Annotated in this window: 13 protein-coding genes; 2 read left to right on the top strand and 11 right to left on the bottom strand. The window is 60.8% G+C overall.

Annotated elements, in window-relative coordinates; translation table 11 throughout:
- Positions 1 to 17: 17 nt before the first annotated feature.
- Together ACW9IN_RS13950 and ACW9IN_RS13945 are read right to left on the bottom strand one after the other, a co-directional pair.
- The gene (locus tag ACW9IN_RS13950; RefSeq protein ID WP_457366423.1) at positions 18 to 953 is read right to left on the bottom strand and encodes a glycosyltransferase family 2 protein; all 936 of its coding nucleotides are present in this window, start codon (positions 951 to 953) and stop codon (positions 18 to 20) included.
- Entirely contained in the window at positions 925 to 1311 is a 387-nt protein-coding gene (locus ACW9IN_RS13945) for a GtrA family protein (RefSeq protein WP_457366422.1), read from the bottom strand. The genes ACW9IN_RS13950 and ACW9IN_RS13945 overlap by 29 nt, the downstream gene beginning before the upstream one ends.
- A 126-nt stretch (positions 1312 to 1437) precedes the next feature.
- Here ACW9IN_RS13945 and ACW9IN_RS13940 point away from each other — a divergent pair, with 126 nt between their 5' ends.
- Together ACW9IN_RS13940 and ACW9IN_RS13935 are read left to right on the top strand one after the other, a co-directional pair.
- The gene (locus tag ACW9IN_RS13940) at positions 1438 to 2115 is read left to right on the top strand and encodes a response regulator transcription factor (protein ID WP_457366421.1); all 678 of its coding nucleotides are present in this window, start codon (positions 1438 to 1440) and stop codon (positions 2113 to 2115) included.
- Complete coding sequence (locus tag ACW9IN_RS13935; protein WP_457366420.1) at positions 2099 to 3304, top strand: sensor histidine kinase; 1206 nt, start codon at positions 2099 to 2101, stop codon at positions 3302 to 3304. Before ACW9IN_RS13940 ends, ACW9IN_RS13935 begins: the two co-directional genes overlap by 17 nt.
- Here the strand turns inward: ACW9IN_RS13935 and ACW9IN_RS13930 are convergent.
- From ACW9IN_RS13930 to rpoS, 9 genes are all read right to left on the bottom strand, one after another.
- Positions 3297 to 4061, bottom strand: coding sequence for an ABC transporter ATP-binding protein (locus ACW9IN_RS13930; protein WP_457366419.1), 765 nt, complete (start codon positions 4059 to 4061; stop codon positions 3297 to 3299). The genes ACW9IN_RS13935 and ACW9IN_RS13930 overlap by 8 nt on opposite strands.
- A gap of 13 nt (positions 4062 to 4074) precedes the next feature.
- Positions 4075 to 5193, bottom strand: coding sequence for a succinylglutamate desuccinylase/aspartoacylase family protein (locus tag ACW9IN_RS13925; RefSeq protein WP_457366418.1), 1119 nt, complete (start codon positions 5191 to 5193; stop codon positions 4075 to 4077).
- Positions 5194 to 5202: 9 nt separating this feature from the next.
- A complete protein-coding gene (locus ACW9IN_RS13920) occupies positions 5203 to 5913 on the bottom strand; it encodes an ABC transporter permease (RefSeq protein ID WP_457366417.1) in 711 nt (236 codons plus the stop codon).
- Positions 5910 to 6638: an ABC transporter permease gene (locus tag ACW9IN_RS13915; RefSeq protein WP_457366416.1), complete on the bottom strand. Its 729-nt coding sequence runs from the start codon at positions 6636 to 6638 to the stop codon at positions 5910 to 5912. Before ACW9IN_RS13915 ends, ACW9IN_RS13920 begins: the two co-directional genes overlap by 4 nt.
- 58 nt (positions 6639 to 6696) lie before the next feature.
- Positions 6697 to 7476: a transporter substrate-binding domain-containing protein gene (locus tag ACW9IN_RS13910; RefSeq protein WP_110623489.1), complete on the bottom strand. Its 780-nt coding sequence runs from the start codon at positions 7474 to 7476 to the stop codon at positions 6697 to 6699.
- Between the two features lie 222 nt (positions 7477 to 7698).
- A complete protein-coding gene (locus tag ACW9IN_RS13905; RefSeq protein WP_457366415.1) occupies positions 7699 to 9333 on the bottom strand; it encodes an ATP-dependent DNA ligase in 1635 nt (544 codons plus the stop codon).
- Positions 9330 to 10334 (bottom strand): ligase-associated DNA damage response exonuclease, encoded by a 1005-nt coding sequence (locus tag ACW9IN_RS13900; protein ID WP_457366414.1) that lies wholly within the window; start codon positions 10332 to 10334, stop codon positions 9330 to 9332. Before ACW9IN_RS13900 ends, ACW9IN_RS13905 begins: the two co-directional genes overlap by 4 nt.
- A gap of 138 nt (positions 10335 to 10472) precedes the next feature.
- Positions 10473 to 12914 (bottom strand): penicillin acylase family protein, encoded by a 2442-nt coding sequence (locus ACW9IN_RS13895; protein ID WP_457366413.1) that lies wholly within the window; start codon positions 12912 to 12914, stop codon positions 10473 to 10475.
- A gap of 246 nt (positions 12915 to 13160) precedes the next feature.
- Complete coding sequence (gene rpoS / locus ACW9IN_RS13890; RefSeq protein WP_457366412.1) at positions 13161 to 14165, bottom strand: RNA polymerase sigma factor RpoS; 1005 nt, start codon at positions 14163 to 14165, stop codon at positions 13161 to 13163.
- Positions 14166 to 14191: the final 26 nt, after the last annotated feature.

Genomic DNA, 14191 nt, shown 5'->3' with positions numbered 1-14191 from the left:
CACCTTCATGCCTGGGTTCACGGTTGTTTGGGCTTATGCAAAGCGTTGGGCCGCGGGCTCACCACCGTCAGCACCCGGCCGACATATTCGCCAATCACGGCGGTGCCCAGGCACAGCAGCAGAATCGATTGCACCAGCAGGTGTTCGTGGGTCAACTCGCCGAACGCTGCGGCCAAGGCGACCCACAGTGTGCCGAGCAGAAAGCTTGCGGTGCTCAGATAGCTGTACAGGCGTAACGGGCGGGTGGAGAACGCGAGAATCGAGTTGGCACACAGGTCGAGCAAGGACACGGAGGTCCACTTGGTCCCGCCCGCCTGGCGCGGTTTGCGGTCGTAGTTGACTTCGATGCTGGGAAAGCCGAGCCAGCTGACCAGCAGTTTGAGTACCCCGGCGTTGTCATCCATGGCCTGGATGGCCGTCAGGGCATTGGGCCCGATCAGCCTGAAATCGCTGACTTGCTGAGGTACCTCGAAGTCGTCGATAAGTTGGTCCATCGTCACGTAGTAAAGCTGTGCGGCCGCGCGTTTTACCCAGGAGTCGCAGTGCCGCGAACGGCGTTGCATGTTGACGATTTCGTAACCGCGGTGCCATTCCTGCACCATCTGCGGGATCAGTTCCGGCGGGTCCTGAAGGTCGCAGTCGAGGATGATCACGGCACCGCCCGCGATGCTGTTGAGGCCTGCCCGCATGGCCGCTTCCTTGCCGAAGTTGCGGCTCAGGTGCAGGTTCCTTACCCGTGCATCCAGGGAAAAATGATCGATGAGTGCAGCGGTCCGGTCCTGACTTCCATCATTGACATACAGCACTTCAGTGGGTGTGTTTAATCGCTCGATCACGGCCATCAGGCGCGAATGAAATTCCAGAATGACGCATTGTTCATTAAAGCAGGGGACAAGTATCGTCAGTTTGATATCGGGCGTGGCATCACGGCCGAGGTGTGCGTTTGATGTCATGTTTGAATACCCATAAGTGATTGATCATGAAACCTTGAGTGGTCACGGTTGCCAGGGCGGCCAGTTGTGCAAGTTGTGCCGGTGCGCCCAGTCTGGCAAGTAACGCGACAATAAGAGTGTTGGTTAAAACCTGACTGGCAGCCGTTATGAAAAAACGTCGGCTATTACAGGTTCGTTGTGCGAACACCCAATACCTTGACAGTCCGTAGGCCACTACGGCGCCTGTTATCGCGGCACAGAACGTTGACAGTGCCGGGCCGTAATCAGGCAATAAACTCATGAACACCATGAAGTGAGCGCACGTGGCGATAAAGCCTGTGCTCAAGTAACGAATTAATAGTTGAAGTATCTTTTGCATCGCCAGAATGTATAGGATGAAATGTGAATCAAATGTCACGCTGAAAAGAGTTATTTGTCTTGTTGGTGTTTTTTGTTTTGTTGAAGGATTTATCTTAATTATCTGTGTGAATCAGGAGTTTGTTCTATGGAAATACTATTGGTGGAGGACGATAGTGAGTTGGCCGGGTCGTTGGGGGACTATCTCGGCGAGTTGGGATATGAAGTGGACTTCGCACATGACGGACGAAGTTGCCTTGAACGTGTCCGCCAGCAGGCATACGACCTTATTGTGATGGACGTCGCCATGCCCCGGATGAGCGGTTTTGACACCTGCCGCCAATTGCGCCGCGAGCAGAATGAAACCCCGATCATCTTTCTGACCGCGCGGGACGCCCTGACCGACAAGGCCGAGGGTTATGAGGCCGGGGGCGACGATTACCTGGTGAAGCCCTTCGAACCTCAGGAATTGATATGGCGCATCCGCGCATTGATGCGCCGGGGCGTGCCCCGCAGGGGAAGCAGCCCAAGGCAAGTCGGCGATCTCGTGATCGACCCGGCCACGCAGTCGTTGTGCCACAACGGCGTCGCCACGGTGTTGCCAGCGCTTCAGTTCAACCTGTTGAACCTGTTGGCCGATGTCGCCCCCGAACCGCTCAGCCGACGCAAGCTCGAGACCGCGCTATGGCCCGACGGTGATCCACCGGACAGCGATGCCTTGCGCACGCACGTTTACCGGCTCCGACAAAACCTGGGCAAACCTTACGGTAACGACTTGATCAAGACCGTTCACGGCAAAGGGTATCGCCTTGCTATTCCCCACTGATTCCTTCTTCGCACGCATCCTTTACGCCTTGTTGCCGTTCATGGCGTTGATCACCGGGTTCTACAGCCTGCTGATCTGGCTTGCGGTCGCTGTCACCGAGGATTACATCGTGGCCAGCTACCTGAACCTGGAAGCTGAAGCGTTCCAGGACAAATACGCGCAATTGGGTGGCGCCACAGCCATGCCCAATGCGATCTACCTGAAAGGTTACTGGTCGACGGACATCGCACTGCCCGACGCCGCCCGGAATCTGCCCGAGGGGCATCATGAAATCGCTGATGGGGATGTGCATGTGCTGGTGAGTGCCGTGGAGGGCGAATCGGCGTTGCTGGTACTGGTGCTGAATGAGTCCAGGCTCAGCCAGACCGAAGGTTATCGTGCACAGGTCTTCGGGCTGCTGTGCGCGGTTGCCGGGCTGATCCTGATCCTCGGCGCCATCCTGGCGGTGACCATTGCCCGGGCGATTGCCCGGCCGGTCAGCCAGTTGGCGGCGGAAGTGGCGGGCAGCGTGCCCGGGCCGCCGGGCTTCAGTGGTTTCCACCGTCAGGACGAAATCGGCACCCTGAGCCGCACGCTCTCATCGCTGGTCGCCCAACAGCATCGCACGCTGCTGCGCGAGCAGGCGTTTACCCGACACGTCAGCCATGAGCTACGCACGCCTTTGAGCATCTTGAACAACTGTGTAGCGATCCTGCGTTTACCCGGCTGCAACACAGAAAAGTCCATGCGCAGCCTGCAACGCATGGAGGGTGCGCTGGCCGGGATGAAAATGACGATCGAATTGTTTTTGTCCCTGGCCCGTGAGCCCCGGCAGTTGCCCCATGAGCCCGTCGACCTGGTCGCTGTGGTCACCGAGCAAATCGAAAAACATCAACTGCTTTACCCGCTGGCGGCCGGCACACGGTTGTTTGTCGGCGCTTCGACGATTACCGTGCGCACCCATGAGGCCATTGCCCGCAGCGTGGTGCAGAACCTGCTCGGCAACGCGGTTCAGCATGGGGCCGGCAAAATCCGCGTGATCCTCACCGGGCAGCGTCTGGTGATCCTCAATAACCGGGTAGAGCACGTCACTTCACCCGGTTTCGGCTTCGGTCTGGAGATCGTTTCCCGCGCCTGTACCCATGCCGGTTGGCGTCTGGAAACCCGGCGTACGCCTCACACGTTCCGGGCTCACATCACCTTCACTTGAGGTTGCCGCTCAAGAACTGCTGCAAGCGTTCGCTCTTCGGATTGCCCAGCACATCCTCCGGCGCGCCTTGTTCTTCCACCAGGCCCTTGTGCAGGAACAACACCTGGCTGGACACCTTGCGCGCGAAGCTCATTTCGTGGGTGACCATGATCATGGTGCGGCCTTCCTCGGCCAGCCCCTGGATCACTTTCAGCACTTCGCCCACCAGTTCCGGGTCGAGGGCCGAGGTGGGCTCGTCGAACAGCATCACCTCCGGCTCCATGGCCAGCGCGCGGGCGATGGCGACCCGCTGTTGCTGCCCGCCAGACAGAAACGCCGGGTATTGATCGGCCACCCGTGCGGGCAACCCCACTTTGTCGAGGTAGCGACGGGCACGCTCTTCGGCGTCTTTCTTGCTGCAGCCCAGCACCCGGCGCGGGGCCATGGTGATGTTTTCCAGCACGCTCATGTGGCTCCACAGGTTGAAATGCTGGAACACCATCGCCAAGCGCGTGCGCAGGCGTTGCAGTTCGGCGTCGTCGGCCACGCGCATGCCGTGGCGGTCATTGACCATGCGGATCGGCTGGCCATCCAGGGTCATGGCGCCGTCGTTGGGAGTTTCCAGAAAGTTGATGCAGCGCAGGAAAGTGCTCTTGCCCGAGCCGCTGGCGCCGATCAGGCTGATCACGTCACCGGTCTTGGCTTTGAGCGAGACGCCTTTGAGCACTTCATTGTCGCCATAGCTTTTATGCAGGCCTTCAACGGTCAATTTGTACATGGGGCTTGCATCCTCAAGGCGAAAGTAGATAGCCGCTGCGGTAGGCTTCGGTGCCGGCGATATGGCCGATGACCATCCCGGCAGTGGCCATGCGTCGCAGCGAGCGGGCGTAAAGCAGGCCGGCCTTGCGGCAGTGCACGGGCGTTACGCGGTCTGTAATGGGGTCGATGATTTCGGCGACCAATTGCCCGGCCTCCAGGTATTCCCCCGGCAGGGCGCTGAATACCAGCAGGCCGCCGACCGGCGTGGCCACCGGCTCCACGCCTGCCAGCGGGGTGGCCGGGTATGGCAGGTCGGGCAGGGGCGCCGCATCGCCGGCGATCGCCCCGAAGTGAATCAGGTAATCGATGATCGCCTGGCAATCGAGGCTGGCCAGGCCATGGTTTACGTCGCCCTGGCCACGCAATTCGACGGTCACCGAAAAGCTGCCCATGGGAATCGGGAAGCGCTCGCCGAAGCGCTGTTGCAACTGCCACCACACCAGGGTGAAACACTCATCGAAGGATTGCCCGCCCGAATCGGTGGCCAACAGGCTGGCTTCCGCGCCGATATAGCGCGCCAACGGCTCCACCTGCGGCCAGGCTTCGGGCGTGGTGTACAAATGAGCCACCGCTTCGAAGTCGCAATGCAGGTCCAGCACCATGTCGGCGTCGCAGGCCAGGCGTTGCAGGGCCAGGCGCTGGGAGTGCAACTGGGTGTCGGCACTCTGCGCGGCCAGGGCGTTGGAGAGTGCGGCGCGGATCAACTCGACGTTGCGCTGCGGATCATCCCCCAGCAGGTTCTCGACCTGGTTGCCGACTTCGTCGCTAAGGTCCACGAACCAGCGATTGAAGTTCTGCCCGCTTTCCAGCTCGTAGCGGCCCAGGGGGATATCCATCAACACCTGCTCCAGACCCACCGGGTTGGCGACGGGCACCAGCACGATCTCGCTGCGCAAGCGGCCGGCAGCCGCCAGTTGTGCCAGGCGTGCCTTCAGGTGCCAGGCCACCAGCATGCCGGGCAATTCATCGGCATGCAGCGACGACTGGATGTAGACCTTGCCCGAGGCCTGTTCCGGCCCGAAGTGGAAACTGTGAATCTGCCGTGCCGTTCCTGGCACTGGCGCGATCAGATCATGTACCTGATGACGCATCACGACTCCTTAGTGGCTCGGCCCGAGAAAGGCCAGCCAGCGGCGCTCCGCCAGACGAAACAGACCGACCAGGGCAAAGGTCACGCTCAGGTAGATCAGGGCTGCGATGCCGAATGATTGAAAGGTCATGTAGGTGGCCGAGTTGGCGTCCCGGGCAACCTTGAGAATGTCCGGCACGGTCGCGGTAAAGGCCACGGTGGTCGAGTGCAGCATCAGGATCACTTCGTTGCTGTAGTAGGGCAACGAGCGGCGCAATGCCGAGGGCATGATCACGTAGGCATACAGCTTCCAGCCGGTCAGGCCATAGGCCTTGGCCGCCTCGACCTCGCCGTGGGCCATGCTGCGAATCGCCCCGGCGAAGATCTCGGTGGTGTAGGCGCAGGTGTTGAGGGCGAACGCGAGAATGGTGCAGTTCATGGCATCGCGAAAGAATGCATCCAGCACCGGTTGCGCGCGGACCGCCGCGATGCTGTAGATCCCGGTGTAGCAGATCAGCAATTGGATATAGAGCGGTGTGCCGCGGAACAGGTAGGTGTAGAACTGCACTGGCCAGCGCACCAGAGGGTTGCGTGACACGCGGGCGATGGACAGCGGGATCGACACCAAAAAGCCGATGAAGATCGAGGCGCTGAGCAGCCACATCGTCATCGCCAGCCCGGTGATGTGCTGGCCGTCGCTGTACAGGAACGGTCGCCAGTATTGCTGCAGAAGTTCGATCATCGCACGGCCTCCCGGGACCCGGCGGAGTAGCGACGTTCAAGCCGACGCAAGACAAAGTTGGACGCGCTGGTGATCAACAGGTAGATCAACGCGGCGAGCACCAGGAAGTAAAACAGTTGGTAAGTGCTCTTGCCGGCATCCTGGGCAGCCTTGACCAGGTCGGCCAGGCCGATGATCGAGACCAGTGCGGTGGCCTTGAGCATGACCATCCAGTTGTTGCCGATGCCCGGCAGGGCAAAGCGCATCATCTGCGGGAAGGTCACATAGCGGAACCGCTGCCCGCGCTTGAGGCCGTAGGCGGTCGCCGCCTCCAGTTGGCCACGGGGCACGGCGAGGATCGCGCCGCGGAAGGTCTCGGTGAAATAGGCACCGTAGATGAAGCCCAGGGTGATGACCCCGGCGCTGAATGGGTCGATTTCGATGTAGTCCCATTCCATGAAGTCGGTCAAACCGGTCAGCCAGATTTGCAGGCTGTAGAAAATCAGCAACATCAGCACCAGGTCGGGCACGCCGCGAATCAGGGTGGTGTAGAGCTGGGCGGGGATGCGCAACAGGCGCAGGCCGGACAATTTGGCGCTGGCACCGAGCAGGCCCAGCAGAACGCTGACGGCCAGGGATGCGACCGACAGCTTGACGGTCATCCAGGTACCCTGCAGCAACAGCGGACCGAACCCCTTCAAACTGAAGGCACCCAGCCCCAGGGTTTGTAAAAGATCTTCAAACATGAATTCAGGACCTATGGCGATAAAAAAGCGCCCACCCGGGCAGGTGGGCGCCAGGGTGTCATTTACCGCTGTACAGGTTCAGATCGCCAAAGTGTTTTTTCTGGATAGTGGCGTAGGTGCCATCATCGTGTAACGCTTTGATACCTTTATCGAGCAACGCCTTGAGGTCTTTGTTACCTTTTTTGATACCGACCGCAGTTTTGGACGGCAGCAATGGGTCGTCGATAGCCTTGCTGACTTCATAGTCGGCACCGGCTGGCGACTTCAGGAAACCCAGCTCGGCTTGCAGCATGTCCTGCACGGACGCGTCCAGACGACCGGAGGTCAGGTCGGCGTACACCTGATCCTGGTTGGCGTAGGCCTTGGTGGTCACACCGGCCTTGTCCAGTACGGCCTTGGCGTAGGCTTCCTGGATGGTGCCCTGCTCGTAACCCACCGACTTGCCCTTGAGGGATTCAGGCGTGGAGTAGTTCGCGCCTTTTTTGAACACCAGGGAGGTCGGGCCGGAGAACAGTTCGCTGGAGAAATCGATCGCCTTTTCACGGGCTTCGGTCACGGTCATCGAGGAAATCACGCCGTCGAACTTGTTGGCGTTGAGGCCCGGAATCATGCCGTCGAAATCGCTTTCGACCCACTTGCACTTGACCTTCAGCTCGGCGCAGATCGCATTGCCCAGGTCGATATCGAAGCCCACCAGGCTGCCATCGGCGGCCTTGGATTCGAACGGCGCGTAGGAAGGATCGACACCAAAACGCAATTCCTTGTATTCCTTGGCCGTGGCAACGCCTGCGGCCATGCACAGAGCCAGTGCAGAAAGGGTCAGCAATGCTTTTTTCATTATGTAATCCCTGGAAACCAAGATAAGCGCTTGTGGCGCGTTTAAGACTGTTACTGAACGGTGTCAGACGGGTCACTAGTAGCAATTTCTGCACCATAGTTCCGAATGAGTGTTTTAAAAGGTGGGAAGAGGGCGGTTTGAGTGTAGAGGACGCCCGAAAATGGGCACTGAAAAATCAGTGCACTATTTTGGGGTTGGTGAGGATCAAAATGTGGATAAGTGTCAAGTCAGGAGGTCCTGTAGCGTTCCAAGGTTGTCGGCTTCCTCCACCGTCTTATCCTGTCGCCAGCGCAGCATTCGCGGGAACCGCACCGCGATCCCGCTTTTGTGCCGTTTGGACAGGGCAATTCCCTCGAACCCCAGCTCAAACACCATGCTCGGCTTCACACTGCTCACCGGGCCGAATTTTTCCACTGTGGTCTTGCGCACGATGGCGTCGACCTTGCGCATCTCTTCATCGGTCAGCCCTGAATACGCTTTGGCGAAGGGTACCAGCGTGCGTTCCGTGCCGGACGGGCCATCCCACACGGCAAAGGTGTAGTCACTGTAGAGACTGGCGCGACGACCATGGCCGCGCTGGGCGTAGATCAACACGGCGTCGACGCTGAAGGGATCGACTTTCCATTTCCACCACAAGCCCATGTCCTTGGTGCGGCCCACGCCGTAGAGGCCTTGGCGATGCTTGAGCATCATGCCTTCCACGCCGAGGCTGCGAGAGGCTTCGCGCTGTTGCGCCAAAGCCTGCCAGGTGTCGCCCGTCAGTAGCGGCGACGGGATCAGCACCGGCTGGTTGCACTGCGCAATTACCTGCTCAAGTTGAAGGCGACGCTGCGCCTGGGGCCGGTTGCGCCAATCGTCACCCCGATATTCCAGCAGGTCATAGGCCAGGACGGCGACCGGCGCGTCGTCGAGTACCTTTCTGCTCAACGTCTTGCGACCGATCCGCTGTTGCAGCAGGGCGAAGGGCTGCACCGCGTCTTTCCACACGACGATTTCGCCATCGATCACCGTACCGTCGGGCAGGCCATTGACCAGGCTGTGCAGCTCGGGAAAACGCTCGGTCACCAGCTCTTCCCCCCGGGACCAGACCCACAGATGACCGTCGCGCTTGACCAACTGCGCGCGGATACCGTCCCACTTCCATTCCACCTGCCAGTCGGCGGGGTCGCCAAGCAAGGCGTCGAATTGCTCCACAGGCTGTGACAGGCCGTGCGCCAGAAAAAACGGATAGGGCTGACCGCCCCGTTGCGCGTGCTCGTCAGACGATTCGGGCGCGATCAGCCGCTGGTAGCCCTCGGCGGTCGGCCGGTTGGACAGATCGGTGTAGCCCACCAGGCGCTGCGCCACCCGTTTGCTGTCGAGGTTGGCCAGGGCGGCGAGCGCACGGGTCACCAGCAGTTTGGACACGCCGACGCGAAAGCTGCCGGTGATCAGCTTGATGCACACCATCAGGCTGGGTTGATCCAGTTGTGCCCAGAGCGCCGGCAGTCGTTCTGCCAGATCCAGGGGCGACAGGCCGCGCAGTGGCAGGAGTTTTTCCTCCAGCCACAGCGCCAGCCCATCCTGCGAGGTGTAGGTGGATTCCGGCAGCAGCAGGGAAATCGTCTCGGCCAGGTCACCGACCGATTGGTAGCTTTCTTCGAACAGCCACGGTTCGATGCCGGACGCTTCGGTGGCCATGTCCCTGAGCAAACGGGTGGGTACCAGTTGCCGGGGGCGACCGCCGGACAAAAAGTACACCGCCCACGCGGCGTCTTCCGGCGGTGCTTGCACAAAGTAGGCTTGCAACGCTGCCAGTTTGGCGTTGCTGGAAGTGGTGGCGTCGAGGTTGGCGTACAGTTCGGCAAAGGCCTTCATGGTATGGCCTCTTCTTCGTCATCGCCGTATTCGGTGGTGAAGCCCTGGGCATCCAGGCCTTTTTCCCGCAGGTGGCGTACCAGCACGCCGACGGAGCCATGGGTGACCATCACCCGTTCGGCGCCGGTCTGTTCGATGGCCCACAGCAGGCCAGGCCAGTCGGCGTGGTCCGACAGCACAAACCCTCGATCGACACCGCGCCGACGCCGGGTACCGCGCAAGCGCATCCAGCCGCTGGCGAAGGCGTCGCTGTAGTCGCCAAAGCGACGTATCCAACTGCTGCCGCCGGCGGAGGGCGGCGCGATGATCAGGGCCTGACGCAACAAGGGATCGGTTTTCTTGAAGTCACCGGCGTAGAGGGTTTCGGGGATATAGATCCCGGCTTCACGGTATACCCGGTTCAGTGGTTCCACTGCGCCATGGCTGAGGATCGGGCCGATACTGGCGTCGATGCCATGCAAAATGCGCTGGGCCTTGCCGAAGGAATAACAGAACAACACGCTGGCTTTACCGGCCGCGATGTTCGCCTGCCACCAGTCATTGATCCCGGCAAAAATCTGCGCCTGGGGTTGCCAGCGGTAGATCGGCAACCCAAAGGTGGATTCGGTGATGAAGGTGTGGCAGCGCACCGGTTCGAAGGGCGCGCAGGTGCCATCGGGCTCGACCTTGTAATCCCCCGAGGCGACCCAGACTTCGCCTTGGTATTCCAGGCGCACTTGGGCTGAGCCCAGCACGTGTCCGGCGGGGTGGAAACTCAGGGTGACGCCGTGGTGCAGCAGTCGCTCGCCGTAGGCCAGGGTTTGCAGGTTGATGTCTTGGCCCAGTCGCGAACGCAAGATGCCTTCGCCGGGTGCCGCGGCCAGGTAGTGGTGGTTGCCGGTGCGGGCGTGATCGCCGTGGGCGTGGGTGATGACGGAGCGCTCCACCGGGCGCCAGGGGTCGATATAGAAGTCTCCGGCGGGGCAGTAGAGCCCTTCGGGGCGGGCGATGACAAGGTCCATGGGCGTGCCGGGGCGATGGGCTTATCAGGTATGAGGGGAGCGAGACTTGAGAAGTTCTATCTAAATGCATGCGATCAAATGTGGGAGCTGGCAAGCCAGCTCCCACATTTTTATCCGGTTCCTTCAGGTGGAACCGGGTTACTTGCCGGGCGTCAGGGTCAGCCGGGTTTTGCCATACGCCGCGTCAAAGTTCTGCGGTTGCATCGGGAAGCTCAGGTATTGCGCCTTGAGCGACGGGTCGATGCCATTGGCATAGTGCGGGCTGGCCGGGTTGCCCGATTGGCCGATACCGCCCTGGCCCATCATCGGTTCGGCGAGGCCGAAGTCGACGATCATGCGCAGCGCCGGTACCTGGGTGGTGGCGAAGTCCTGGCCCCAGCTGTACGGCGCCGGGTTCAGGGTGTTGTGGTCACCGCCGCTGGCCAGCGGGCCACGGATCACCTGGCCATTGCTGTTCTTCCAGGTGGTGCTGTGCAATTTGCCCCACTGCCAGGCCTTGTGATCGCCGCCCAGTTGGCTGTCACCGGCGGTGATCGCGGCGGCCAGGCTGCGGGCGAGGATCGTCGGTTTGTCTTCTTTCTGCGCGGTGCGCACATCGTCCCAGAACGGGCTGTCTTCACGGCCCAGCAGGTGGTCGGCGTTGGCGGAGTAGGACAGGTTGGCGTTGCTGACAAAGGCTTTCCAACTGGCGCTGTTTTCCGGGCCCAGTTCATCGAGGAAAATCTGCCGGGTGCTTTCTTGCAGGAACAACTCGTAGATCGCCGCATCGGCGGAACTGGCGACCAGGCGCCCGTCAAAGGCCATCAGGCGGCCGAGGGCTTCCCGTGCCTTGGCCTGTTCGGCAGGCGCCAGGGCATCAATCGCCTGCTTGAGCGGCTGGGCCATGCCCGGCGCCTGGAACATTGCCTTGAGTTTGGCGGCGAAGGTGGTCGTCTGGTCGTATTGCATGGCGATCAGGCTGCGGCTGTCATGCTTGCCGGCATTGGCCAGTTGCGCCAGGCGTTCGCTGCGCTCCGGGGCCGCCCAGGAGTTGGACAGCTGCATGCCATAACCCCGGGGCGCGGTGCGCTGGTTGGCGGTGCCGATCCAGCCTTGCGGCGGGTCCTGGTCATAGGGGTGCAGCATCGCATCGGCGTAACCGTCCCAGTCAAAGCGCGTATCCCAGCCCGGCGACGGCAGCAGGCCTTCACCTTCGCGGCGGTTGGGGAAACGCCCGGTGACTTGCCAGCCGATATTGCTGGCGTCGGCGAAGATCATGTTCAAGGCAATCGCGCGAATTTCCCGGGTCGCATCCGAGGCCTTGCCGGCGTTTTGCGCACGGGACAGGTCGAAGAATGCGTCCAGGCTCTTGTCGTCCTTGAAGTCGGCGGTCTGCAGGGCCAGGCCGAAACCGCTGGTCAGCGCCTGGCTGCTGTTGAGCAGGGCGCCGTGACGGGTTTCATACACCACCTCACGAATCGGCCGCTGGCCCTTGGCGAAATAGGTTTCGTTGCGTACCAGCGCCGGCAGCCATTTTCCATTGTTCTCGTAGTACAACGCGCTGCCCTGGCGTTTGACCTTTTCCAGGAACAGGTCCTGGGTATCACCTTTGACGGTGCTCATGCTCCACGCCACTTTGCCGTTGAAACCGGACAACAGGGTCGGCAGGCCGGCAATCGAGGCGCCGACAGCCTGGTATTTCGGCGCACGAATCTGCACGTAATTCCACGGCGAAGGCGCTTGCGGCTGGGCGGCCAGGTCGTTGGCCAGCAGGCTTTTACCGCTGCGGCTGCGTTGCGGGCCAATTGCCCAGTTGCTTGAGGTGGTCACCGCCAGTGCGTTGAGGCTGCTCAATTGCTGGCTGACGCTGTCGAGGCCGGCGAGCCCGGTGATCTGGCTCAGGTTGACGCCCTTGAGCTTGTCGGCTTCGGCAAGGGGAATCGGTTCATCCGGCGCGCTGGGGGTGAGCCAGGCGAGCTTGTCGGCCCCGACTTTTTGCGCCAGTACCAGGGAGGCCAACTCTTCCTGCAAGTTGGACGATTCGCTGAAATTCAGCAGGCAGAACAGCAGGGCCGAATCTTCCGGCTTCCAGTACTCGGGCTTGTAGCCGGTCTGGGCCAGGTCCGGCGGCAGCTTGTCGCGGTAGCGGAACAGGTAGGCGTTGACGCCCCGGGCATACACTTCGAAGAAGCGCTTGAGGCGCGGCGACGAGGCGTTGTACAGCTCGCCGGCGCTTTTCTTCAGGTTGACCGCGCGCATGAAACGGTCGACGTCCAGCACCTCCGGCCCCGACAGCTCCGCCAGACGGCCCTGGGCCAGCAGGCGCAGGGTGACCATCTGGGTGATGCGGTCACTGGCGTGCACATAGCCGAGGCTGAACAGTGCGTCATGGAAGGTATTGCTTTCGATCAACGGCATGCCCTGGGCATTGCGGCGCACGGACACGTTTTGTGCCAGGCCTTTGATCGGCTGCACACCGGCCACCGGCGGCAGGGTGTCCTGGGTGCTCTGGAGCTGGCAGCCAGCCAGGCTCAAGGCACTGGCCACCGCCGCGGCAACGCCGAACCGGGGAAGAAAATGTGAGAGGGCTGGCGAGGCCATGGCAAAGCTCCTGCGGGGGTAGCGTCAGTAAAGGCGCTACGTTAGTGAGCGCGGCGAAACGACGCAAGCAGGATCGTTCCCACGCTCTGCGTGGGAATGCAGCCCAGGACGCTCCGCGTCCCAAACCGTGACGCAGAGCGTCACAATAGACATTCCCACGCAGAGTGAGGGAACGATCAGTGCGCAGCAAAACGCCCGATGCATTCCCATGCGCCGGGCGTTTTGTCATAGCGGTCTAATCAATCGTTATTGAAACAACGACTCACTCGACAAGCCATTCTTCTCCAGGATCTCGCGCAGCCGCTTGAGCCCTTCCACCTGGATCTGACGCACCCGCTCACGGGTCAGGCCGATTTCGAGGCCCACGTCCTCCAGGGTACTGCTCTCGTGGCCACGCAGGCCGAAGCGGCGAATCACCACCTCGCGCTGCTTGTCGGTAAGCTCCGACAGCCACTGGTCAATACTTTGGGAAAGATCATCGTCCTGCAACAGTTCACAAGGATCCGTAGGACGATCATCCGTCAGGGTATCCAGCAGGGTTTTATCCGAATCCGGACCCAGCGAGACATCAACCGAAGATACACGCTCATTCAGGCCAAGCATGCGCTTGACCTCCCCTACCGGTTTTTCCAGCAGGTTGGCGATCTCTTCAGGCGAAGGTTCATGATCGAGTTTTTGTGTGAGTTCACGCGCCGCCCGCAGGTAGACGTTGAGCTCCTTGACCACATGGATAGGCAACCGGATCGTGCGGGTTTGATTCATGATCGCCCGTTCGATGGTCTGGCGAATCCACCAGGTAGCGTAGGTTGAGAAGCGGAAACCCCGCTCGGGATCGAACTTCTCCACCGCCCGGATCAGGCCCAGGTTGCCTTCCTCGATCAGATCCAGCAACGACAGCCCACGATTGACATAGCGTCGGGCGATTTTCACCACCAGCCGCAAGTTGCTTTCAATCATGCGCTTGCGCCCAGCCGGATCGCCCTTTTGCGACAAACGCGCAAAATGGACTTCTTCTTCAGGGGTCAGCAGAGGGGAAAAGCCGATTTCATTGAGGTACAGCTGAGTCGCGTCGAGCGCCCGTGTGTAGTCAATGTACTTGTGTTGCTTTAACGCAGTGGAGTTCTTGGATTTGGTGCGAACTGAAGGTACATCAGGTCCCTCATTCGACATCGATTCCGTAGCAATGCCGGTCTCCATCAGGAGAACCTCATCGTCGATGTCAAACTCCGGCGCTTCTTTACTGAGAGCCATTGTTATAGTCCTTTGGTGAGTTCGAC

This window comes from Pseudomonas sp. SDO5271_S396, from assembly GCF_054071795.1.
Note: the sequence above shows the minus strand (reverse complement) of the source record. Positions and strands in the feature narration are given on the sequence as shown.